The organism is Vreelandella aquamarina (assembly GCF_020075495.1).
In the GTDB taxonomy this organism is placed as follows: Bacteria; Pseudomonadota; Gammaproteobacteria; order Pseudomonadales; family Halomonadaceae; genus Vreelandella; species Vreelandella aquamarina_A.
In genome coordinates, this window is the sequence record NZ_JABYQT010000003.1 from 290208 (window position 1) to 311926 (window position 21719).

The window sequence follows — 21719 nt, forward strand, 5'->3', positions numbered from 1 at the left end:
GGGCGGTGTCTAGCCTTCGCCCAGCTCGCGCATCACCGCATACAGCTTCGACTTGGCTTCAAAACCTACGCCGGGGATATCCGGCAGGCCGACGTAGCCGTTTTCCACCTGGATGCCGTCGGCAAAGCCGCCAAAGGGCTGGAAGACATCCGGGTAGGACTCGTTGCCGCCCAGGTGAAGGCCAGCGGCGATGTTGAGCGACATCTGATGGCCGCCGTGGGGCACCACGCGGCGTGACGACCAGCCCATTTCATCCATTACCTTGAGCGTGCGCAGATACTCCACCAGCCCGTAGGAGAGCGCGCAGTCGAACTGCACGAAATCCCGGTCGGCGCGCATGCCGCCATGGCGTAACAGGTTGCGCGCATCCTGGTGGGAGAACAGGTTCTCGCCGGTGGCCATGGGCAGCGCATAGTGATTGGCAAGCTCTGCCTGAAGCGCGTAATCCAGCGGGTCGCCGGCTTCCTCGTACCAGAAAAGTTGGTAAGGCTTGAGCGCTTCGGCGTAGGCGATGGCGGTCTTTAGATCGAATCGGCCGTTGGCGTCCACCGCCAGGCGGCTGCCGTCGCCCACCACCTCGAGCACCGCATCGATCCGGCGAAGGTCCTCGTCGAGCGGGGCCGCGCCGATCTTCATCTTCACCACGTTGTAGCCACGGTCCAGGTAGCTTCTCATCTCCTCCTGCAGTTTGGTGTGATCCTTGCCGGGGTAGTAGTAGCCGCCAGCGGCATAGACCCATACCTTGTCGTCGGCCTGGCCGTTCTTGTAACGCTCGGCCAGCAGGCGATAGAGCGGCTTGCCTTCGATCTTGGCCACCGCGTCCCACACCGCCATGTCGATGGTACCCACTGCCACCGAACGTTCGCCGTGACCGCCGGGCTTTTCGTTTTTCATCAGGGTGTCCCAGATGGCAAACGGGTCCAGGTTGTCGCGTGCCTGATCAATCAGGCTATCCGGGTCTGCCTCGCTGATACGATCGAAAAAGCGGTCGCGCATCAGCGCGCCCTGGCCGTAGCGGCCGTTGGAGTTGAAGCCGTAACCGATCACCGGCTTGCCGTCGCGGATCACGTCGGTGACCACGGCCACCACCGAACAGGTCATCCTGGAAAAATCGATATAGGCGTTGGCAATGGGGGAGGCAATGGAAACGGTCTTTTCACGAATCTCGACAATGCGCATGGCACACTCCTTGAGGGTCTTGGGAATCGCTGGATCACTAAGCCTTACCCTAAGGGTGGCAAACGCCGCTGCCCAATGCTATTACTTCGCCACCCCATGCAAAAACGGCATTGCCCTATGGAACTCGTCTGGCTTGAAGACTTCGCCGCACTTGCCGAACATAAAAGCTTCGTGCGCGCAGCAGAGGCTCGACATATTACCCAACCCGCGTTCAGCCGCCGCATTCGCGCACTAGAGCAGTGGATGGGCGTCAGCCTGTTCGTTCGTACCCCGCAGGGCACCGCGCTGACCGACGCCGGACGGCATATCCATGCAGGAGCCGTGGAGGCGGCAGGTCAGCTTTACCGGCTGCGCGCCGAGGCGCAGGAAATCGGGGGCAAGGGAGCCAGGACGCTGCAGTTTGCCGCCACTCACTCGCTGTCGTTCACGTTCTTTCCGCGCTGGATTCGTCGGCTCGAACAAGGCACACCCATGGAGGCCCTGCGCCTTCACTCAGACACCATGGCCGCCTGCGAGCAATTGCTGCTACACGGCGATTGCCAGTTTCTGCTCTGCCACCGCCACGTGGCCGTGCCCTCGCCGCTATCGACCGAGCAGTTTGAAAGTCTGAAAGTAGGCGAGGATACGTTGATACCGCTGGTTGGCCGAGAGCTTTCAACGCAAGGTCTTGAGACGATGCCGTATCTGGCCTATACCCAGGCATCCGGGCTTGGCCGGGTGGTCAGCCACTGGCTTGATGAAAACGCGGTGGCCACACCTCGCGCGCCTCATTTCGAAAGCCATCTGGCCGCCGTGCTGATGTCCATGGCGATGGAGAACAAGGGGCTCGCCTGGCTACCTAGAAGTCTTGCAGAACAGGAGATTGCAGAAGGAAGGTTGGTGCGCGGGCTCGAAAGAACCTGGGACATACCCCTTGAAATTCACCTGACGCGTGCCAAGGGGGCGGTCAACGGTCTTGCTGATGCGTTCTGGAAAAGGCTGGCAGAAGGGTGATTCGATAATCGCTACAAGCGTTAACAAAGGCGGTCAAATTAATAAAAAAATGTGTAAAAGGACTCAACTTATCTATATTGATCATTATAAGATTGTGGTTGATGCTATGGTAGAGCAGGGCACTCGAACACAGTTAAACAGTTGACTGAGTTTTTGTACAGTATTGATTTGTCGATGTTAGGTTCGGTCCTGGGCAACTGTTTAAGTAAACATGGCAAGTTAAGTGAGCATGGCAAGTGTAAATGGCGACTTTAAAAAGTAGTGCCTTGCAGTGCGCTTGAGCTGAAAATATATGGCACTGACAGTAAACGTCAGCGGTCTAGTGACCATGCCAGCCGAACATCGGCTTTTAAAATTGTTGGAAGATCGGCTAACGCCTGAAAAACGGCACAGGACGGCCCTTTTCGTAGCAACCGTGCCATGCTTGGTGACGTGTAGTCGCCTGTAAGGACTCGAGCTTAAGCATGGTGCCTTGGCAACCGGTAAGATGACCCATGGAATGTTCAACATGGAATTAAGAGAGTGGCTAATCATTTTAGGGCTGGCGCTGGTATCGCTGATCGTCATTGACGGTGTGCGAAGACTTCAGCGCCAGCGACGTGTACCCCGTCTGGATCAGGCGGTCAAGGATCTCCCCGAAGCAAAGGCTACCGACCTCGACGATGAGGCCAAGGAAGCCGAAATCAACTGGGAACTGCCCAACGGTGGCGCGCGTGTGGTCAAGCCTGCCGACTACAGCGGCCTGGGGAAAAAGCCCAAGCTGGAGCGTCAGGAGCACCCCGGCCCATCGCGCGTGCTTTCCGAATTTCGCCGTACCTTTGCCAAGGCGGCACCCAAGCGTAAAGTACAGCCTGTCGAACCGGTAGCCGCCAAGCCGCAACCCACCACGGCCCCGGTAGCGCCCGCCGCGAAACCCGCTGCCAAGCCATCTCCGGCTGTTGAACCGGAGCGTCGCGAACCCAGCTTCTCATTGGGTGGTGAACCTGCTGCCTCCCGCATTGATGCGCCCGGTGCGCCGGCTCAACAGCCGCCTGCTGCCGAGCAACCAAGCGCTACTGCACGCACGACCGAAAGTGTCTCGCCAGCCGATACCGCACACAAGACGCCTGCCCCGAGTGAACGGCCCCTGGATGCGCCGTCCATCTCCCTATCCACTGCCGATGATGCGGCGGTGCATAAGGAGAGTCACATCGAGCCGGCCGCCTCCGAGCCTGCTGCCAATTCCGAACAAGCCGAGCCTGTGCTTCGCGCCGAGCCCGAAGATGCGGTCTTTGCCAAGCAGGACGCTCCCAAGCGCCGCCAGTTGCGTGACGATATCGCCGGTGAGTACGACGACCTCGATGACGACGCCGTGGATGAGTATCGGCTGGTCGATTTTGAAGGCATGGGCCGTTCACTCAAGCGCCGTTTGATCATTCGTCGCAAGGAGAAAGCCCGCAAGAAAGCGGAAAAGGCCGTGCAGGCCGAAGCGAGAGCCAAGCTGAAAGCCGAACGCAAGGCCCTCGAGGCGCAGCAGCGCCGCGAAGCCAAAGAGGCCGCCGAGGCGGAAAAGGCTCGCCTTGCTCAGGAGCAGGCGAACGCCCGCGAAGAGGCAGCCCTGGCGGCCGACGCCCAGCGCGCCGCGCCGCGCTATGAAGCACCGGCGTACGAAGCCCCCGCTTATGCCGCCGATGACTACGATGATCGCGCCGCTTACGCTGAGCACGATTATGACGAAGCACCGGCAAGCTATGCCCAGGACTCGGTAGTACGCGCCCATCCGACGCTTGAAAAGGCATTGCGCCACGACGTGTCCGGCGAGCATGCCAAGGAGACGCTGTCGAATGCCGATGAGGTGATCGTCATCAGCGTGCTCTCTCGCGACCCGGAAGGTTTCGACGGCAGCAAGCTGCTGGATCTGATCATGGCCTGCGGCCTGCGCTATAGCCGTCCGATGGGCGTTTTCCACCGGTTTGAAACCGAGAGTGCCGACAGCGAGCTGCAGTTCTCGATGATCAACGTGGTCAAGCCCGGTACCTTCCCCATCGAGGAAATGAGCGAGTTCGTGACCCCGGGAGTGACCTTCCTGATGCCGCTGCCGGGCGCGGTGGACAGCTCCGCGGCCTTTGAGGCCATGGTGGAAACGGCCATGGTCGTGGTGCGTCATATGGGCGGCGAGTTGAAGGATGAACACCGCAGCGTCATGACCGCCCAGACCATCGAGTTCGCCCGCCAGCGGGTGCATGATTTCGAGCGTCGCCATCGCCTGCATCGGCATGTACACGCACACTGAGTAACGCCTGTACTCGAACACCCGCCTTCTTGCAGAGGGCGGGTGTTTTCGTTAATAGATACCCTTTTTAGTCAGTACGATGGAAACCACGTCATGAGTCAGCCCGACCCCCACCTGCTGGAAGAGGTTACCAAGCTGCGCGCCGAGCTTGATGAAGCCAACTACCGTTACTACGTGCTGGATGAGCCGACGTTGACCGATGCCGACTATGATCGGCGGCTGCAGCGCTTGAAGCAGGTGGAAGCCGAATATCCCGAGCTGGTCTCGCCGGATTCGCCCACCCAGCGCGTAGGCGCGGCCCCGGCGGATGGCTTTCCTGCGGTGGCCCACGCCATCCCCATGCTGTCGCTGGATAACGCTTTCAGCCGCGAGGATATCGTCGCCTTTGCCGAGCGTGTGGCCGAGCGTCTGGAGTGCGCCGCCGACGAGGTGGAGTTCACCTGCGAACCCAAGCTCGACGGTGCGGCAGTGTCATTGGTCTATGAGCAGGGGGTACTGGTAAGCGGCGCCACGCGCGGCGACGGGCGTACCGGCGAAGGCATCACCTCCAACCTGCGCACGCTGCGCTCGGTGCCCTTGAAGCTGATGGGCGAGCACATTCCAGAGCTTCTGGAAGTGCGTGGTGAAGTGATCATGCGCCACGACGGGTTCGAGGCGCTTAACGAGCGCGCCCGGGAAGAGGGCAGCAAGGTGTTTGCCAACCCGCGCAACGCCGCGGCGGGCAGCCTGCGCCAGCTGGACCCGAAAGTGACCGCCACCCGCCCGCTGGAGTTTCACGCCTACCAGGCCGCGCGCCTGGAGCCGGACCTGGGCGACGCTACCCACAGCGAACTGATGGCCCGGCTGATCAAGCTGGGCTTTCGCTCGAGCGCAGAGCTGAAAGTGCTCACCGGCCCTGAAGCCGTGGCCCAGTACTGCGAGCAGCTGGGTGAGAAGCGCGACCGGCTCGGCTATGACATCGACGGCGTGGTGATCAAGGTCAATGCGCTGCGCTACCAGCGCGAGCTGGGCTTTGTGGCCCGCGCCCCGCGCTGGGCCACGGCGTTCAAGTATCCCGCCCAGGAGCAAGTCACCACGCTCAACGATGTCGAGTTCCAGGTAGGCCGCACCGGCGCGATTACCCCGGTGGCCCGCCTGGAACCGGTCAGCGTGGCGGGCGTGACAGTCTCCAACGCCACGCTGCACAATGCCGACGAGATTACCCGGCTGGACGTGATGATCGGCGATACCGTCGCCATCCGCCGGGCAGGCGATGTCATCCCCCAGGTAGTCCGGGTGGATAAGGAGAAGCGGCCGGAAGATGCCAGGGAGATCGTGTTCCCTGAGCACTGCCCGGTATGCGGCTCGGATATCGAGCGCGTGGAAGGCGAGGCGGTGGCGCGCTGCTCCGGCGGGCTTTTCTGCCCTGCCCAGCGCAAGGAAGCCCTCAAGCACTTTGCCAGCCGCAAGGCGCTGGACGTGGACGGCCTGGGCGTCAAACTGATTGATCAGCTGGTCGAGCTTGACTGGGTAAAGACCCCGGCGGAGCTTTTCCACTTGAGCGCCGCCCAGCTGCAGGGGCTGCCGCGCATGGGCGAGAAGTCCTCGATCAATCTGGTGAACGCGCTGGAGAAAGCCAAGGCCACCACGCTTGCCCGGTTCATCTACGCGCTCGGCATTCGCGAGGTGGGCGAGGCCACCGCCGCCAACCTGGCCCGCCACTTCGGCACGCTGCAGGCGCTACAGGCCGCCGAACAGGCCACGCTCGAAGCCGTCAACGACGTCGGCCCGATCGTTGCCGCCCACGTGCACACCTTCTTCCAGCAGCCGCACAACAAGGACACCATTGCTGCTCTGATCGCGGCAGGCGTGACCTGGGAGGAGGCGGAAGTGGCGCGAGGCCCCACGCCGCTTGAGGGCCAGACCTGGGTACTCACCGGCGCCATGGAAAGCATGACCCGGGATGAGGGCAAGGCGCGGCTGCAGGCGCTGGGCGCCAAGGTCGCAGGCAGCGTCTCCAGGAAGACCACCGCCCTGGTGGCCGGCGAGGCAGCGGGCAGCAAGCTTGCCAAGGCCGAAGAGCTGGGCGTCGAGGTGGTGGATGAAGCCACCTTCATCGAGCGCCTGAACCAATGGGAGCAGAGTCAATGAGCCGATTCATCGAAGTGCCGGCGCGCATGCTGCCGCCGGAAACGCTGAATGCCCTGCTGGAAGCGTTCGTTACCCGCCAGGGCTACGACACCACCGACACCGGCGCGGGCATGGCCGGGTGGGTGGAAGAACTCAAGAAACAGCTGGCGCGCAACGAACTGATCATCGCCCACGACCTGAAGCTCGAGATGACCGAAGTCATGACCCTGGCCCAGTGGCGCTCCTTTGGCCGCGACCTGGCAGATGACGAGGAAGAGGGCGATTACTGAGCGCGTACCAGCGCGCTGATGATGCGCCGCCCCGGGTGAAGATGATCCACCAGCGGCGCTTCCAGCGGCATGGGGTCGTCGCACAGCCGTGAGGCGATCAGCTCGGCGCACAGCGGAGCGCTCGAAAGCCCTCGCGAGCCGTGGGCGGTAGATATCCACAGCCCCGGATGATGCTCGCCCGGCGTGCTGGGCACCTTCGAGGCATCCTTGCTGAGCCGCGCGTAGGCCGTGTTCCAGGCGGGCGCGTCGGGCACCGGGCCGGCGTAGGGCGTCTTGTCCGGGCTGGCCGCTCGCACTGCGGCGCGGCCTTCAAGCGCCGCCGGGGTCACATCCAGCCCTGCGCTTTCCATCTCGGCCACCAGCGCGGGCAGCGTCTGGCGCAGTTCATCCACATTGCGCTGGTGATCCTCGGCGGTCACCGCAGTATCGGCACTGTTGGGGATAAAGCTCGCGCCAAAGGTGAGCACGCCATCAAGCGCCGGTGACACGTAACCGCCTGCACACACCACGCGTTTTGGCCCTTCCACGCCGTCGGGAAGCCTCACTTCACTGACCTGGCCGCGCACCTGCTGCAGCGGCAGACTTGCCGTCTGCTCGAAGGCGTTGGCGTAGTGAGCGCTTGCAATCACCACCTGGTCGGCTTCGAACATGCGTCCATCCTCCAGATGCAGCTGCCAGGCGTTATCCTCACGCACGAGCCGGGAGACGCTGCCCTGCTCGAGGGTAATACTGGGGGTCTGAAGTAAGTGCTCACATAGGGCCTTAGGGCGTACCCAACCAGCCGCTGGATAGAGCAGGCCGTGCCGTGCCTCGACAGCGACGCCGACGGCATCGCCCAGCTCATCGCTGAGCGGGCGAACGACGTTATCCGGCAGCGGATGCTGGGCGATGAAGCGCTGTTGGCGCCGTGTTTCCCTGTCGTCGAGCGCAAGCTGCACCACGCCGCAGGGCTGCCATAGCGCCGGGGCGTTCAACTGATCGAGCCAGCGCTGGCTGTACAGCAGCCCGCCAAGGTAAAACCGGCTTTGATGGTTGGTGTCGGCGGCAAGCTTTACATAAAGCGCCCCCTGGCGATTGCCCGACGCCCCCGCCCCCGGTGCGTCGCGCTCGATGACGGTGACCTTGATGCCGCGCCGGGCCAGCGCCGCCGCCACGCTGGCCCCGGCCATGCCGGCACCAATCACCGCTACGTGGCGGGCGGGAAGCGCCTGGGGAGGCGTAAACCATGGCGTGGCGGCGCGGCGCGTATCCACAGGCGGTGTTTCAATCGCACCGGCCAGCATTTCCCGTTTGCGCCCAAACCCCGGCACCTTCTTCCAACTGAAACCCGCCGCCTTCAAGCCGCGCTTGACCACCCCGGCGCAGGTAAAGGTGGCGAAGGTGGCACCGGGGCGCGAGCGGGCAGCCATGGCTTCAAAGAGTTCTGGCTGCCACATCTGCGGGTTCTTTGAAGGCGCGAAACCGTCCAGAAACCAGGCGTCCACCTGGCCATCCAGCAGTGCCAGGCGCTCGGTGGTGTCGCCAAAGTGCAGATCCAGCGTCACGCGCGGGCTCAGGTGCAGGCGATGAATGCCAGTGACCGCCGCGGGCCACTGCGCGCACAGCACCTGTGAATAACTCGCCAGCGATGGCCAGGCACGCAGGGCACGTTCAAGCGATGCCCGCGTCATCGGGTACTTCTCTGTGGATAAAAGATGCAGGCGGGCACCTTTGGGGGCGTGCTGCTCGAAGCAGGCCCAGGCGCAAAGCATGTTGAGCCCGGTGCCAAATCCGGTTTCGCCCACCACGAAGGCACGTGTGTTTTCCCAGCCGGCGAAACGCTCGGGCAGGCGGTTGGCATTCAGGAAGACGTGTTCGGTTTCGGCGCGGCCATCTTCGCGGGAAAAGTAGACGTCATCGAAGGCGTCAGAGTGTGGCGAAGTGTCGCTCCAGGTGAGCGATGGCGCGCTTAGCGCCGTTAACGGGGGCAAAGCAGTCGGGCGCTGGGTCACGCGGATATCCGTAGTGATAGAGGTGGTTAAAAAATAGCCAATCTGTTAATCAGGGCGCTATCTCTGGCTTAGCGAAAAGCGTCCGCCGGGTTTGCACAGAGTTTTCCACAGGCTCTGTGAAAAAGCCGTCGGACCCTCCACAGTCGCCCCCCCTGGTCAAGGCAAAACTTTCTTGAACGGCTTCACAATTACCTTGGCATACACGCCTGCAATGATGTATGGATCGGCGTCCGCCCAGCGCTGTGCGGCCTCGAGGTTGTCAAATTCAGCCACGATCAGACTGCCGCTGAATCCCGCATCACCCGGGTTTTCCGTATCCACCGCCGGGTGGGGGCCTGCCAGCACCAGGCGGCCTTCATCGCGCAGTGTTTCAATGCGTGCCAGGTGATCGGGGCGCGCGGCCATGCGCCGTTCAAGGCTGTCGGCCACGTCTTCACTCATGATTGCATACAGCATGGGGATAACTCCTTTGGAACACAGGGTAAAGCGCTTTGTACGGCATTGACCGCACCTGCATAAGCGCGCACCATGGCGGGCATTCGGCCATCGCCCGGCGTTCGGTATCATCGCGCTGCGCGGGCGGCCCGCCTATTCTGACAAACTCGCCACACGGCGTCATGCCCATGCCCCTATTTCCAACGTTACTTCCCGCCACGTTCGATGCCGACCAGCGCTATCCGGTGGACCTGCACATGCACTCGACCGCCTCGGATGGCGCCATGACGCCTGGCGAGCTGGTGGCGCTGTGCGCCGCGCGCGGCCTTACCCACATGTCGCTGACCGACCACGACACCATGGCGGGTATCGATGAAGCCGGGCAGGCGGCACGCCAGGCGGGGCTTTGCCTCGTGCCCGGCTGCGAACTGTCCACCCGCTGGCAAGGCATCAACATTCATGTCGTCGCCCTGGTGCCCGGCGGCGTTCAAGGCCCCCTGATAGAGGGGCTCGAACAGCAGCGCCAGGCGCGTATCCAGCGCGCCAACGTGATTGCCGAGCGCCTGGAGAAGGCCGGCCTTGAAAACGCTCTGGAAAAAGCCCGCCAGCAGGCGGGCAGTGACCGCCCGCTGGGGCGGCCGGATTTTGCCCGGGCACTGGTCGCCGACGGCCTGGTGTCCGACTGGGCCACAGCGTTCAAGCGCTATCTGGGCAGCGGCAAGAAGGGCGACGTGAAGGCGCATTGGCCGGAAATCGGCGAGGCCGTCAAATGGGTGGTGAACTCAGGCGGCGTGGCGGTCATCGCCCACCCGCTGCGCTACGGGCTGACCCGGCGCAAGCGCGGGCTGCTGATGGATGATTTTCAGGCAGCCGGCGGCGAAGCGGCGGAGCTGGTCAGCGGCCAGCAGAATCCGGACAGCACGCGCGACCTTGCCCGCCAGCTGGTCGAGCGCGGTTTCTACGCTTCGATCGGGAGCGATTTCCACTTCCCGGGCAGCCACGCTGCCCCCGGCAGCATGAGCGTGGTGCCGCGCACCGCCGCGCCGCCCATCTGGCAGCATCCGCGCCTTGAGCACCTGCGCGACGCTCCGCCCGGGCCATTGGCCGCCATGTCAGCTATGGTATGAGAAGTACCATGTAATGGACGAAAACGTACCGACGGCCAGGAGCAGACAATGAGCCAGTACTTCCAGATACATCCGGACAACCCGCAAAAGCGCCTGATCGACCAATCCATCGAGATCATCCGCCAGGGAGGCGTGATCGCCTACCCCACGGATTCCGGCTATGCGCTGGGCTGCCATCTGGGCGAGAAAAAGGCCATCGAGAAGATCAAGTGGCTGCGCTCGCTGGATGACAAGCACAACTTCACCCTGATGTGCTCGGACCTTTCGGAAATTGGCACCTATGCCAAGATGGATAACGCCATTTTCCGCATGCTCAAAGCGCACACGCCGGGACCTTACACCTACATTCTGGACGCGACCACCGAAGTGCCGCGCCTTCTGCTGCACCCCAAGCGCCGCTCGATCGGCGTGCGCGTGCCCGACCACCGCATTACCCATGCGCTGCTGGAAGCACTGGGCGAGCCGTTGATGAGCGTGACGCTGATTCCGGTAGGCGAGACGCTGCCCATGAACGACCCCGAAGAGATCCGCGAGCGCTTTGCCGCGCACCTGGATCTGATCATCGACGGTGGCGCCTGCCACCTGGACCCTACCAGCGTGATCGACCTGCGCGAGCTGCCGCCGAAAATCGTGCGCGAAGGGCGCGGCGATACCACCCCCTTTGCCAGCTGACCCCCCCGCCATGCCCTTGACCGCAAGGGCATGGCGGGCATCAAGTGCCTGGCGCCGTCACGTCTCTTCTGCCTGGTCCTTCTTGTCTGCCTGGTCCTTCTTGCGTGGGTCTTCGCTGTTCTCATCCAGCCAGGTGCCGCAGCGCAGGCAGTAGCGGGCGCGTTTTTCGTGGCGGTCATGGCCGCAGCCGGGGCAGGCTTCATCAGAGTAGCGGTCTTCACGGATGGAACGGATCACCTGGGCCGAAAAGATGCCCGTGGGCACGGCGATGATCGAGTAGCCGATCAGCATCAGCATGACGGTAATCGCCTTGCCAAGGGGCGTACCCGGCACGATATCGCCATAGCCCACGGTGGTCACGCTGACCACCGCCCAGTAGATCGACATGGGAATGCTGGTGAACCCGGTTTCCGGTGACTCGATGGTGTACATGAGCGCCGCGAACATGGTGACCACCATGAAAATGCTGCAGAAAAACAGCAGTACCTGACGCACGCTGCGCTTGAGCGCCTCGATCAGAAGGCGTCCTTCCCCGACGAACTCCATCAGGCGCAGAATGCGGAAAATACGCAGCACGCGCAGAAAACGGATGATCACCAGCGCATGGAAGCCGGGCACCAGCAGGACCAGCCAGGCCGGCAGGATCGAAATCAGATCGACCACGCCATAAAAGCTCTTCAGGTACAGGGCAGGGCGCTCGAGGCAGTAGATGCGGACCGCAAGCTCCACGGTGAACAGGATGGTAAAGCTCCACTCCAGATAGTAGAAAAGCCAGCCATACTCCTGGGAAACCGCCTGTACACTGCCCAGCAGTATCACCCCCACGCTGCCCAGGATCATGGCGATCAACGCGATATCGAACCCCTTGGCCGCCGGCGTATCGGATTCGAAAATGATGTGAAACAGCTGCGTACGAAGTCCTTCGGCAGCCGGAGTCAAATGAAAGCTCATAAGGGTCCTGGCGAAATGGAAATACGTCTACCTTTGCGGCGTACGGTGCCGACAAGCGCGTGGCCGAAAACGCATCGGCAGCGAGTCAAGACCGCGTTAGCTTAGCGCGCTTTGCAGCGCCAAACGATGGGAAAGCGTGAGCAGCGTCACGCCACAGGCAGTACCTGGCTGGCCATCGTCATCGAGCGCGGCAGGCAGGCAGCTTGCCTGGGCCTTCAGGTCATCGGCAAGCTCGGGGTGGCCTGCCAGTTGTTCGAGCGCCTCGCGGGCGTCTTGCAGGTAGGTAGCATGCTGGCTGTCGTGAAAGGCATCCAGGGCGAGCGTGGCGCGATGCAGCCACTGGCCTGGCGAGCGGGCGTCCGGCAGCGGCCACTGCTGGGCGCGCAGTGCGGCCCCACGCGCCGCCTTGCTGCTATCCGAAGGTCGAAGCGGCACGCGCTCGGCAAGCGCCAGGGCCAGCGACCAGAGTGCCTCGGGAGCGCCCGCTTTCAGTTCAAGCTCCACTTCGCAGATGGGCGTGGTGTACATGCCGCTCTCGATCTCGCCTTGATCCAGTACCAGCTCGATATGGCTACCCTGCCACTCAAGCTGCCAGCTGTGCCGGGTGAAATCGGTGCGCAGCCGGGGAGCCAGGCGTTCGAGCTGCCCGCCAAGCTCGCCCTTGAAAGGCGGCAGGGCGGCCAGGCCCTCCCGGTCGAGTTCAGTACGCTCGACCGGCCACTCCCACTCTTGGCGGCTGGAGAGCCCGCCGCCGCCCTGGCCTGCGGTCTTTACCGTCTGCAGCACCTGGGTATCCACCTGGCGAAGACGCAGGGCAATGCGAGCGCGGGCAAGGGCGTCGTCCGGCGTATCGTAATAGCGGTTGGCCAGCGACTGGACAAGCGGCGGGTGATCCATGAGCTCCGGGTGGCGCATCAGCGCCTCGGCGCCGCCTGGCGCGAGCGCCAGCTTGAGCTCGACTTCGATAGGTGTTGCATTTTCCATGACAATAGCCACCCTTAGATGATGACGTGTTGATGAATTTTTCGGTACCGATATGAACTTTTCATGACGGCGGCGAACGCACTCTTTATACTGGCGTCGCCATTTCCAGGCTTCCCGAAAACAGGCTTAAAGGCTTTATGGTTACCTCCAACCCTTTTTCTGCGATGTTCGGCCGCTCGCCATTCCAGCCGCTGCTGGCCCACATCGTCAAGGCCAATGAATGCGCCGACCAGCTGTTGCCGTTTTTTGAAGCGTCGCTTGCCGGTGACTGGGACAAAGCAACGGCGCTGCGCGAAAACGTCACCCGCCTGGAGCACGAGGCGGACGTACTGAAGACGGATTTGCGGCTCAACCTGCCCAACACCATGTTCCTGCCGGTTTCCCGGTCGGATCTTCTCGACCTGATCAGCGTTCAGGACAAGATCGCCAACAAGGTACGCGACATTACCGGCATCATGCTGGGACGTAAAATGCGCGTGCCCGACGAGCTGGCCGAACCCATGCGCGACTACATGACCACCAGTGTGGCGTGCGTCGCCCAGGCGCGCCAGGCACTCGAGGAACTGATGGAGCTGCTGGAGTCCGGCTTTGGCCGCCACGTCTCCGATGTAATCCAGAACATGATCCGCGAACTGCATAATCTTGAACATCAGGCCGATAGCCAGCAAGTCGCGATTCGTCGCCAGCTGTTTCAGCTTGAAAGCCAATTACCACCGGTCGATGTCATCTTTTTATACAAGATCATCGAATGGGTGGGTGAAGTGTCCGACCGCGCTGAGCGCGTGGGCAGCCGCCTGCAGATTTTGACCGCACGCTAAGGGAACCCCATGCAAATTATTGCCCAGCACGGTGAGATTTTTATCATCCTGGCCTGCCTGTTCGGCTTTTTCATGGCCTGGGGCGTTGGCGCCAACGATGTGGCCAACGCGATGGGAACGTCCGTGGGATCGAAGGCGATCACCATCAAGCAAGCCATCATCATCGCCGTCATCTTCGAGTTTCTAGGCGCCTGGCTTGCCGGTGGCGAGGTCACTGCCACCATTCGCGGCGGTATCATTGATGCCAACCTGCTCGAAGCCGACCCACAGTTTCTGGTGTACGGCATGCTCTCGGCACTTCTGGCCGCGGGTATCTGGCTCATGGTGGCCTCGGCGCGCGGCTGGCCGGTTTCCACCACCCACTCCATTGTAGGCGCGATCGTCGGTTTTGCCGCCGTGGGCCTGGGCGTCGAGGCCGTGGCCTGGGGCAAGGTCGGCCAGATCGCGTCCAGCTGGGTGGTATCGCCGCTGCTGGCCGGTACCATCGCCTTTGTACTGTTCAAATCCGTGCAGCACCTGATCTTTGAAAGCAAGGACCCCTTTGCCGCCGCCAAGCGCTACGTGCCGGGCTATGTGTTCCTGGTCGGCTTCATCGTTGCCATGGTCACGCTGACCAAGGGGCTCTCCCACGTTGGCCTGCACCTGACCTTCAGCCAGAGCCTGCTGTTGTCGATTCTGATCGGCGTGATCATCATGGGGCTGGGCTTCGTGATGCAGCAGCGTATCAAGTACACCAAGAGCGCCAACGACCATTTCGGCTATGCCAACGTGGAGCGCGTGTTCGGCGTGCTGATGATCTTCACCGCCTGCGCCATGGCGTTTGCCCATGGCTCCAACGATGTGGCCAACGCGGTGGGCCCGCTGGCAGCGGTCATCAGCGTGGTGCGCAGTGAAGGCATGATCGACAGCGCTGCCCTCGTCCCCTGGTGGGTGCTGGTGCTGGGCGGCAGCGGTATCGTGTTTGGCCTGGTCACCTATGGTCACAAGGTGATCGCCACGGTGGGCACCGGGATTACCGAACTGACCCCGAGCCGCGGCTTTGCGGCCACGCTCGCCGCTGCCACCACCGTGGTCGTGGCTTCTGGTACCGGCCTGCCCATCTCCACCACCCATACGCTGGTGGGCGCGGTGCTGGGGGTAGGGTTGGCGCGCGGCATGGCGGCGCTCAACCTGCGTGTCATCGGCACCATCGTGCTCTCCTGGCTGATCACGCTGCCCGCCGGCGCGGGACTTGCCATCGTGTTCTTCTTCATGTTCAAGGGCATGTTCGGCTGACAAGCGCGCGCCAGCCAGCGCGTTGAACGCCTGGCCCCATAGCGGCACCTTCATGCAGGTTGGCAACGACAACGTGCAATGCAAGGTGCCGCTGTTTTTTATGCTCTGGTAAAGTAGCCCGCACGGCGAGGCAATCGCCGGATGCCTTCTTTTCACCTGCTGCCGGAGAGCGGCCTTGGATAAGCACTTCCCTTTTGTTGACTGGTTTCGTAACGCGTCCCCGTATATCAATGCGCACCGGGGGCGAACCTTCGTCATTCTGATCGAGGGCGAAGCCATGGCGTCCGGCCGCGGGGAGCAGCTGGTTCAGGATCTGGCCCTGCTGCACACCCTGGGTGTGCGTCTGGTAGTGGTATTCGGCACGCGCCCGCAGGTGCACGAGGCGCTGAGCCTGGCAGGTGTCGAGCCCACTCGGGTGAACGGCAAGTGGGTGGCCGACCGCGCCGTCATGGCTCATGTCGAGCAGGTGGCGGCGCACCAGCGCCTGTGGCTCGAAGCACGGCTTTCGCTTGGCCTGCCGAGCACGCCGCTGCACGGCGTGGAACTTAGCGTGATTTCCGGCAACCTGGTTACAGCCAAGCCCCTGGGCGTGCGCGAAGGGGTGGATTTCGACCACAGCGGCGAGGTGCGTCGTGTGCGGGCGGACGCCATTCAAGGGCTTCTGGACAAGGGCTCGCTGGTACTGCTGCCGCCGCTGGGCTTTTCCAGCACCGGCGAGGTGTTCGACCTGGATGCGGCAGAAGTCGCTCAGCACGCCGCCGTGGCGCTCAAGGCCGACAAGCTGATTCTGCTGGGTGAATCAGAAGGGCTTGAGGACGACGAGGGCGAACTGCTGCGCCAGCTAAGCCCGGCCGAGGCCGACCCCCGGCTTGCCAGCGCCCAGCCTGGCAGCGAGCTTGCCCGCCACCTGAACGCGGCCTGCAACGCAGCGCTCGAAGGCGTGGCCCGTACCCACCTGCTTTCCTGGCGCAACCCCGATGCGCTGCTGGGCGAACTGTTCACCCGCGACGGGGTGGGCACCATGATCACCCAGCACCGCTACGAGCAGCTGCGCTCGGCCAAGCTCAACGATATCGCCGGCCTGCTCGAACTGCTCGAACCTCTTGAGCAGCGCGGCATGCTGGTCGCCCGCTCCCGCGAGCGGCTGGAGCACGAGATCGATGACTACATGGTGATCGAGCGTGACGGCATGGTGATCGGCTGTGCTGCGCTGCACCTGTTCCCCGACTCCCGCGTGGCCGAGCTTGCCTGTGTGGCGGTACACGGCAACTACCGCGGCGGGGAGCGTGGCGAGCGGCTGATCGAAGCTCTGGAGCGCCGCGCCCGCAAGCGCGGATTGAGCGCCATCTTCGTGCTCACCACCCACACCGCGCACTGGTTCGTGGAGCACGGCTTCAAGCCCGCCACGCTCGACGACCTGCCGCCGTTGAAGCGGGAAGCCTACAACCACGCGCGTAAATCCAAGGTGTTGATGAAGACCTTGGCAGGCGAGGGCGGTGCCAGACCGTAACGACGAGCAAGCGAGGCGAGTAAACGGCGGGGCGGCCCGAGCCGCCCCGCCTGAGGGCGTCAGGTGTTTAAAATGACGCCACCGTTGAGATGCAGGGTCTGGCCTGTCATGTAGGAAGACTCTTCGCTTGCCAGGTACACATAGGCCGGGCCCATCTCGCTTGGCTGGCCGGCACGCTTCATGGGCACCTGCCCGCCGAAGGACGCGACCTTCTCGTCATCGAAACTCGCTGGAATCAGCGGCGTCCATACCGGCCCAGGGGCGACGGCGTTCACACGAATGCCGCGATCCATCAAGGACATTGCCATCGAGCGCATGAAGCCCTGAATGGCGCCCTTGGTGGCGCTGTAATCGATCAGCGTATCGTTACCCTTGAAGGCATTGATCGAGGATGTCTCGATAATCGTGTCGCCTTGTTGCAGGTGCGGCAGCGCGGCCTTGGTCAGATAGAAATGGCTGAAGATGTTGGTCTGAAAGGTGCGCATGATCTGCTCATCGGGGATTTCGGTCAGATCGCTCCAGTCGTACTGCTCGGCGGCGTTGTTGACCACGATATTGACCTTGCCGAAATGCTCAACGGTTTTGTCCACCACTTCCCGGCAGAAGGCAGGCTCGGCCACATCGCCCTTGAGCACCAGGCAGCGGCGGCCTTCGGCTTCTACCAGGGCCTTGGTATCTTCGGCGTCCTCGTCCTCTTTCAAGTGGACGATCACGCTGTCGGCGCCTTCGCGGGCGTAGTGAACCGCCACGGCGCGGCCGATGCCGCTGTCGCCGCCGGTAATGATGGCGACTTTATCCAGAAGCTTTTCGGTGCCTTTGTAGCTCGTGCGGATAAATTCGGGTTCCGGGTGCATTTCATGCTCATCGCCCGGCTGCTTTTCCTGGTGCTGGGGCGGTTGCTGTTGCTCGCTCATGTGCAGTGACTCCTTGTTGGCACGTTAATCCTTCATGAGGCGGGCGAGAAAATAAACGCCCGCCCGTTTTCGCCTCTTAACCCTAGCCTACGCAGCCTGCCAGGGCCAAACTGGTAACGCCCCCAGAGTTTCATTGTTAGCCCTATCTTTTCATGCTTGTTGATTTAAATTGTTAACGATAGCCAAACCTTCCATGCCTGAATAAGTCGACTAATGAGTTTTAATTAATTGAAACATGCTTTGTCGCTTTTAAAGAAAACGCTTAATTGCAGTTTAAATAATTTGAAAAGTTCGTTTTATATCAAGGTGGGCGAATTTAATGCGCTTGTTATGTTGCGATTCGTGGGGCTACTTCGGGTGCCAGACCTGCAGGCAGGAGGCGCTGGGCGTAGTGGCTTCATCTGCGATGCGCAAACGCTGGAAATAAAAAAATACTGCCACGTTTAATGTTTTTTACTGGCGCTCAATTGATATTGATTAAATCTCCTGACGCCTGCAGACGGCCTGGCGTGAGAAAATTGACAAGGTAGTAAGGCACACTATAGTGAAAAAGCGATTTATATTAAGCGTAAACAAGGATAGTCGTAATAACGATGATCGATTATCGCTTTTCCATTACGTTTGATTCTTGGCGGTCCAGTTCGTTTTGTTTCACTTCAAGTACGCATTTATCAATGCTGAAACGCGTGAAACGACAAGGAGTAAATGACAGATGAATGATCATGGAAAACAGGCTGACCCAGGTTCCACATCCCATCAAGGCGCGACGTCTTCAGGTTCAGCGGATGCCGAGCATCTCAAGCAGCAGGGGCGGGATGCCGTTCACGATGTCAGCGAAGCGGCGCAGCAGCAGGCGGAAAACCTCTACAAGCAGCAGCGCGACACCGCCGCCGACCAGACGCACAAGTTTTCAAGCGTCATCAACAAGATGGCGGACGAGTTCGACGATCAAGAGCAGCCCTACTTCTCCCAGCAGGCGAGAAGGCTGGCCGACACGACCGACCGCTTCTCCAGCAAGCTGCGCGACCAGGACCTGAAAAGCCTGTGGCAGGAAGCCCAGAGCTTCAGCCGCCGCGAGCCGGCCCTGTTCTTTGGCGGGGCGATTGCCGCAGGCTTTCTGGCAACGCGCTTTCTGCGCAGCTCGAACCAGCACTCGCACTCCTCGCAGGGGCACTCATCTGCTCAGGGGCAGCCGTACCAGCCATCGGGTGCTTACTCCAACCAGGCATCGCCTACTCCGGGCAACCCCTCCGACGGCATCATGCAGGGCTCACCAGCAAGCGCAACGCAAGACCCGACGCGCCCAGGCGGTTCTAGTGCACCAAGTTCTGGTACGCCTGGTTCAGGTACGCCAGGCACGGGCACGTCCGGCTCAGGCCGTACCGGCTCCGGTACGCTGGGCACGGGCACGCCGGGCACCGAGTCTTCGCGGCCCGGCACGAGCAGCAGCCCCGGTGGTGCGGGCTCGATAGACAAGCCAGGCGGCCCTGGCCGTCTCTGAGTCAGCGGCCAGCACGGCGCTGTAGAGCGTTGGCTGCGCTGGTTGGCGCTCGATGCATAAAGGGCTTGGCGCGGGTAACCGGGCCAGGCAGAGATTAGAGCCCTTCAAGGGCAGGGAGGCCAGGAATGGATTCAGATCACAATACGACCCCGTCACAGCCCGCGTCATCGCAGGGCGCATCCGTTGGTTCGCTGTTGTCCACCGTGATGCAGGAAATCACCTCGTTGGTGCGCAACGAGGCCGAGCTTGCCAAGACCGAAATGTCGGAAAAGACCCACCAGGCCATGCTGGCGCTTGCGGCCATCGGGGTGGCGGCCGCCATACTGCTGGGTGGCTTTCTTACCCTGCTGGCAGCGCTGGTGTTCGTGCTCAACGAAGTGCTGCCGCCGGAGATGACGCCCTGGCTTTCGGCCATCATCGTCGGTGTGGTGGTAACGGTCATCGGCATCGTGATGCTCAAGGCTGCCCTTGCCAAGCTGCAGGCGCGTAATCTGGTGCCCAACCGTACCCTGAACAGCCTGCAGACCGACAAGCAGCTCGCCAAGGAGCACCAGCATAACGTCAAGGAGGAGTTGAAATGACGGACCATCACGATCAGCACGATCATCGCAGTGCCGAAGAGATCGAGAAGGATATCCATCGCTCGCGCGAGCGCCTGGATTCCACGCTGCACGAGATCGAGGAGCGTTTCTCCCCGCAGCAGCTGCTCAATACGTCCTACGACTACATTCGCCACGGCGGTGCCAACGAGTTCGTCTCGAACCTGGGCACTACCATCAAGCAGAACCCGCTGCCGTTTCTGGTGACCACCGCGGGCCTGGGCTGGCTGATGCTTGCCCAGCGCCATCCTGGTTCCAGCCAGCAGCCCTCGCGTGCACCCGGTCATTACAGCCGCTCGCACGGCACGCCGGGCATTCCCGTGCATGAAGGCACGCATGCTCAGGGCAGCGCGCCGGGCTACACCAGCTCGCCGGGGTACGTTCCGGGCAGCGCACAGGTACACACCAGTACACAGTCACCTGGCAGTACACAAGCACACGGCAGCCATCAGGGCCGTATGAGCAGCATGACAGAGGGCGCGAAAGACAAGGCCCAGCAGTTCGGCGAAAAAGCCAAGGATGTTGCGCATCAGCTAAGCGATAAAGCGCATAACCTTGGCGACAAGGCTCACCACATGGGAGGTAGCATGCGCGATTCCACGTCTCATCTTCAGCACGGCACGCAGGATCACCTGCATAACCTTTCCGACCGCGCCCGCCACATGGGCAGCAGCTCAAGCGATTTCATCCAGGAGCATCCACTGGTCGTAGGGGCGCTGGGCGTTGCCCTGGGCGCCGCGCTGGCAAGCCTGTTTCCGACCACGCGCAAGGAAGATGAGTACCTGGGTGAATATCGCGACCGCGCATTACACAAGGCCGCCGAGACAGGCCATGAGCAGGTGGACAGAGCCCAGCAAAAAATTCATGAAAAGGCGGAGCATATGAAAAACGACACGCATGGTGATGATAAGCACTCATCGTCGCATGACACGCATTCATCCGGCGCTCGCCCGACGCCCGACAATCCTGCAAGCGGTAGCCAGGTCCCCGGGCACAATTCGGCTTCCGGCATCAGCTCGAGCACCAACCCCGTCGCTAACCCGCCGGTAGGTAACCGGTCGCCGGGTCTGGCGAGTTCGAATACCCCTTCTGGCAACACCCAAGGCGACGACACGCTGGAGCCGCCCAAGCGTTAACCGATGAATGGCATGTGCCCGGCTTTGGTCGGGCACTTTTTTATGACGTTTGCTTAGCGCTGGCGCTGTATGGGTCACACTCGCCGAGCAAGCGTGCTCGCGTAGGTATCGAGGGATAAGTGATGGTCATCGGCCTGCTGCAAGGCGTTCAAGGTGGCAGAACGGTCATGCTCGGCCAGCAACGTGCAGAGCACTTCCGAGATGGCCAGAGCAGGGGCCAGGGTATGAAAGAAACTGTCGCTTTCCGTGGGGCAATAAATCGTATGTTCGGAAATACCTGCCAGCGGTGATACCTCGCTATCGGTAATCGAGAGAATCTCCAGGCCTTTACTTTTTGCCAACTGCGCCAATCTCAATGTATCGCGCGCGTAGGGCTTGATGGATACGACGAGCATCACCTCACCCGGCTTGGCACGCATCAAGGCATCGCCACCCGTTCCGGCCGGGCCATCCAGATGCACTGAGCGCTCGCCTAACAGCGACATGACGTAATGAAAATGCCAGGCCACCACATGGCTCGAGCGTAACCCCAATACATAGACTTTTTTGGCTGCCGCGAGCCTATCGGCCATGGCCGTCAGGCGCTCGAGCGGCTCTGGCTTACAGAGAGCCGCCATTTGAGCGCTTAGCCCATGCAGCATCTGGTAGGCGATGTCACTTCCCGGCGAATCGATCGCCTCAACGTCTCGTTGGCGAACCTTGGCCGCAAAACCATCGTTTTTACTTCGCACCGCTTCAGCATAGTGGGCGCGAATGTCATTGTAGCCCTGAAAGCCCAGCACCTTGGCAAGCCGCGTCATGGTCGCCGGCTGAACCGCGGCCAAGCGCGCCAGTTCGCGCATCGACACCAAGGCCACTTCTTCTGGATGTTCGAGCACGTAGCGCGCCGCCTGCTGCAGCTGTGCAGACATGCTGTCGAACCGAGCAATGATCTGCTCTCTTAGCGGATCGCTCTGGGACATA

The 21719-nt window shown here is 61.9% G+C and carries 19 protein-coding genes; 12 read left to right on the forward strand and 7 right to left on the reverse strand.

From position 1 onward, the window contains the following. Positions 1-9: 9 nt before the first annotated feature. On the reverse strand, positions 10-1179 hold the full coding sequence (locus HW452_RS06795) for a mandelate racemase/muconate lactonizing enzyme family protein (protein ID WP_224105337.1): 1170 nt from the start codon (positions 1177-1179) through the stop codon (positions 10-12). Between the two features lie 117 nt (positions 1180-1296). On the opposite strand from HW452_RS06795, the gene HW452_RS06800 reads away from it, so the two are divergent. The 4 genes from HW452_RS06800 (at position 1297) to HW452_RS06815 (ending at position 6843) form a co-directional block, all read left to right on the forward strand. After that, on the forward strand, positions 1297-2172 hold the full coding sequence (locus HW452_RS06800) for a LysR family transcriptional regulator (RefSeq protein WP_224105338.1): 876 nt from the start codon (positions 1297-1299) through the stop codon (positions 2170-2172). A gap of 508 nt (positions 2173-2680) precedes the next feature. Beyond that, positions 2681-4444, forward strand: coding sequence for a cell division protein ZipA (zipA, locus tag HW452_RS06805; protein WP_224105339.1), 1764 nt, complete (start codon positions 2681-2683; stop codon positions 4442-4444). A 93-nt stretch (positions 4445-4537) separates the two neighbouring features. Further along, positions 4538-6574, forward strand: a complete 2037-nt coding sequence (gene ligA, locus HW452_RS06810) for an NAD-dependent DNA ligase LigA (protein ID WP_224105340.1) — start codon at positions 4538-4540, stop codon at positions 6572-6574. Then, positions 6571-6843 (forward strand): YheU family protein, encoded by a 273-nt coding sequence (locus HW452_RS06815; protein WP_224105341.1) that lies wholly within the window; start codon positions 6571-6573, stop codon positions 6841-6843. Before ligA ends, HW452_RS06815 begins: the two co-directional genes overlap by 4 nt. On the opposite strand, the gene mnmC is transcribed toward HW452_RS06815, so the two are convergent. Together mnmC and HW452_RS06825 are read right to left on the reverse strand one after the other, a co-directional pair. Further along, the gene (mnmC, locus tag HW452_RS06820) at positions 6837-8834 is read right to left on the reverse strand and encodes a bifunctional tRNA (5-methylaminomethyl-2-thiouridine)(34)-methyltransferase MnmD/FAD-dependent 5-carboxymethylaminomethyl-2-thiouridine(34) oxidoreductase MnmC (protein ID WP_224105342.1); all 1998 of its coding nucleotides are present in this window, start codon (positions 8832-8834) and stop codon (positions 6837-6839) included. The two genes, HW452_RS06815 and mnmC, sit on opposite strands and share 7 nt — an antisense overlap. Before the next feature lie 156 nt (positions 8835-8990). Next, a complete protein-coding gene (locus HW452_RS06825) occupies positions 8991-9290 on the reverse strand; it encodes a YciI family protein (RefSeq protein WP_224105343.1) in 300 nt (99 codons plus the stop codon). Between the two features lie 167 nt (positions 9291-9457). On the opposite strand from HW452_RS06825, the gene HW452_RS06830 reads away from it, so the two are divergent. Together HW452_RS06830 and HW452_RS06835 are read left to right on the forward strand one after the other, a co-directional pair. Then, on the forward strand, positions 9458-10396 hold the full coding sequence (locus tag HW452_RS06830; RefSeq protein ID WP_425348092.1) for a PHP domain-containing protein: 939 nt from the start codon (positions 9458-9460) through the stop codon (positions 10394-10396). Between the two features lie 48 nt (positions 10397-10444). Then, a complete protein-coding gene (locus HW452_RS06835) occupies positions 10445-11068 on the forward strand; it encodes an L-threonylcarbamoyladenylate synthase (RefSeq protein ID WP_224105345.1) in 624 nt (207 codons plus the stop codon). Between the two features lie 57 nt (positions 11069-11125). Here HW452_RS06835 and HW452_RS06840 read toward each other — a convergent pair whose 3' ends face one another. Then, complete coding sequence (locus HW452_RS06840; RefSeq protein WP_224105346.1) at positions 11126-12019, reverse strand: ion transporter; 894 nt, start codon at positions 12017-12019, stop codon at positions 11126-11128. A 96-nt stretch (positions 12020-12115) separates the two neighbouring features. Next, positions 12116-13003 carry a CYTH domain-containing protein gene (locus tag HW452_RS06845; protein ID WP_224105347.1) on the reverse strand — a complete coding sequence of 296 codons (888 nt, stop codon included), beginning with the start codon at positions 13001-13003 and terminating at the stop codon, positions 12116-12118. A gap of 137 nt (positions 13004-13140) precedes the next feature. Here HW452_RS06845 and HW452_RS06850 point away from each other — a divergent pair, with 137 nt between their 5' ends. From HW452_RS06850 to argA, 3 genes are all read left to right on the forward strand, one after another. Continuing rightward, on the forward strand, positions 13141-13821 hold the full coding sequence (locus tag HW452_RS06850; RefSeq protein WP_224105348.1) for a TIGR00153 family protein: 681 nt from the start codon (positions 13141-13143) through the stop codon (positions 13819-13821). 9 nt (positions 13822-13830) lie between these two features. Next, complete coding sequence (locus HW452_RS06855) at positions 13831-15096, forward strand: inorganic phosphate transporter (protein ID WP_224105349.1); 1266 nt, start codon at positions 13831-13833, stop codon at positions 15094-15096. Between the two features lie 175 nt (positions 15097-15271). Next, on the forward strand, positions 15272-16606 hold the full coding sequence (gene argA, locus HW452_RS06860) for an amino-acid N-acetyltransferase (RefSeq protein WP_224105350.1): 1335 nt from the start codon (positions 15272-15274) through the stop codon (positions 16604-16606). A 59-nt stretch (positions 16607-16665) separates the two neighbouring features. On the opposite strand, the gene HW452_RS06865 is transcribed toward argA, so the two are convergent. Next, entirely contained in the window at positions 16666-17520 is an 855-nt protein-coding gene (locus HW452_RS06865; protein WP_224105351.1) for an SDR family oxidoreductase, read from the reverse strand. 712 nt (positions 17521-18232) lie between these two features. Between HW452_RS06865 and HW452_RS06870 the strand changes: the two genes are divergently transcribed. The 3 genes from HW452_RS06870 to HW452_RS06880 all read left to right on the forward strand — a co-directional run bounded on the left by HW452_RS06870 (position 18233) and on the right by HW452_RS06880 (position 20756). Beyond that, entirely contained in the window at positions 18233-19021 is a 789-nt protein-coding gene (locus HW452_RS06870; RefSeq protein ID WP_224105352.1) for a hypothetical protein, read from the forward strand. A 125-nt stretch (positions 19022-19146) separates the two neighbouring features. Further along, on the forward strand, positions 19147-19602 hold the full coding sequence (locus HW452_RS06875) for a phage holin family protein (RefSeq protein ID WP_224105353.1): 456 nt from the start codon (positions 19147-19149) through the stop codon (positions 19600-19602). Beyond that, the gene (locus tag HW452_RS06880) at positions 19599-20756 is read left to right on the forward strand and encodes a DUF3618 domain-containing protein (protein WP_224105354.1); all 1158 of its coding nucleotides are present in this window, start codon (positions 19599-19601) and stop codon (positions 20754-20756) included. Before HW452_RS06875 ends, HW452_RS06880 begins: the two co-directional genes overlap by 4 nt. Before the next feature lie 74 nt (positions 20757-20830). Here HW452_RS06880 and HW452_RS06885 read toward each other — a convergent pair whose 3' ends face one another. After that, positions 20831-21718 (reverse strand): MurR/RpiR family transcriptional regulator, encoded by an 888-nt coding sequence (locus HW452_RS06885; RefSeq protein ID WP_224105355.1) that lies wholly within the window; start codon positions 21716-21718, stop codon positions 20831-20833. Between the last annotated feature and the right edge of the window lies 1 nt (position 21719).

What these genes read in the sequence shown, in the direction of transcription:
- HW452_RS06880 (WP_224105354.1), top strand. Translation starts at nt 19,599, where the DNA reads ATGACGGACCATCACGATCAGCACGATCATCGCAGTGCCGAAGAGATC.
- HW452_RS06870 (WP_224105352.1), top strand. Translation starts at nt 18,233, where the DNA reads ATGAATGATCATGGAAAACAGGCTGACCCAGGTTCCACATCCCATCAA.
- HW452_RS06875 (WP_224105353.1), top strand. Translation starts at nt 19,147, where the DNA reads ATGGATTCAGATCACAATACGACCCCGTCACAGCCCGCGTCATCGCAG.
- HW452_RS06800 (WP_224105338.1), top strand. Translation starts at nt 1,297, where the DNA reads ATGGAACTCGTCTGGCTTGAAGACTTCGCCGCACTTGCCGAACATAAA.
- HW452_RS06795 (WP_224105337.1), bottom strand. Translation starts at nt 1,179, where the DNA reads ATGCGCATTGTCGAGATTCGTGAAAAGACCGTTTCCATTGCCTCCCCC.
- HW452_RS06855 (WP_224105349.1), top strand. Translation starts at nt 13,831, where the DNA reads ATGCAAATTATTGCCCAGCACGGTGAGATTTTTATCATCCTGGCCTGC.
- HW452_RS06845 (WP_224105347.1), bottom strand. Translation starts at nt 13,003, where the DNA reads ATGGAAAATGCAACACCTATCGAAGTCGAGCTCAAGCTGGCGCTCGCG.
- HW452_RS06830 (WP_425348092.1), top strand. Translation starts at nt 9,458, where the DNA reads ATGCCCCTATTTCCAACGTTACTTCCCGCCACGTTCGATGCCGACCAG.
- HW452_RS06835 (WP_224105345.1), top strand. Translation starts at nt 10,445, where the DNA reads ATGAGCCAGTACTTCCAGATACATCCGGACAACCCGCAAAAGCGCCTG.
- ligA (WP_224105340.1), top strand. Translation starts at nt 4,538, where the DNA reads ATGAGTCAGCCCGACCCCCACCTGCTGGAAGAGGTTACCAAGCTGCGC.
- HW452_RS06840 (WP_224105346.1), bottom strand. Translation starts at nt 12,019, where the DNA reads ATGAGCTTTCATTTGACTCCGGCTGCCGAAGGACTTCGTACGCAGCTG.
- HW452_RS06865 (WP_224105351.1), bottom strand. Translation starts at nt 17,520, where the DNA reads ATGAGCGAGCAACAGCAACCGCCCCAGCACCAGGAAAAGCAGCCGGGC.
- zipA (WP_224105339.1), top strand. Translation starts at nt 2,681, where the DNA reads ATGGAATTAAGAGAGTGGCTAATCATTTTAGGGCTGGCGCTGGTATCG.
- HW452_RS06850 (WP_224105348.1), top strand. Translation starts at nt 13,141, where the DNA reads ATGGTTACCTCCAACCCTTTTTCTGCGATGTTCGGCCGCTCGCCATTC.
- HW452_RS06825 (WP_224105343.1), bottom strand. Translation starts at nt 9,290, where the DNA reads ATGCTGTATGCAATCATGAGTGAAGACGTGGCCGACAGCCTTGAACGG.
- HW452_RS06815 (WP_224105341.1), top strand. Translation starts at nt 6,571, where the DNA reads ATGAGCCGATTCATCGAAGTGCCGGCGCGCATGCTGCCGCCGGAAACG.
- HW452_RS06885 (WP_224105355.1), bottom strand. Translation starts at nt 21,718, where the DNA reads ATGTCCCAGAGCGATCCGCTAAGAGAGCAGATCATTGCTCGGTTCGAC.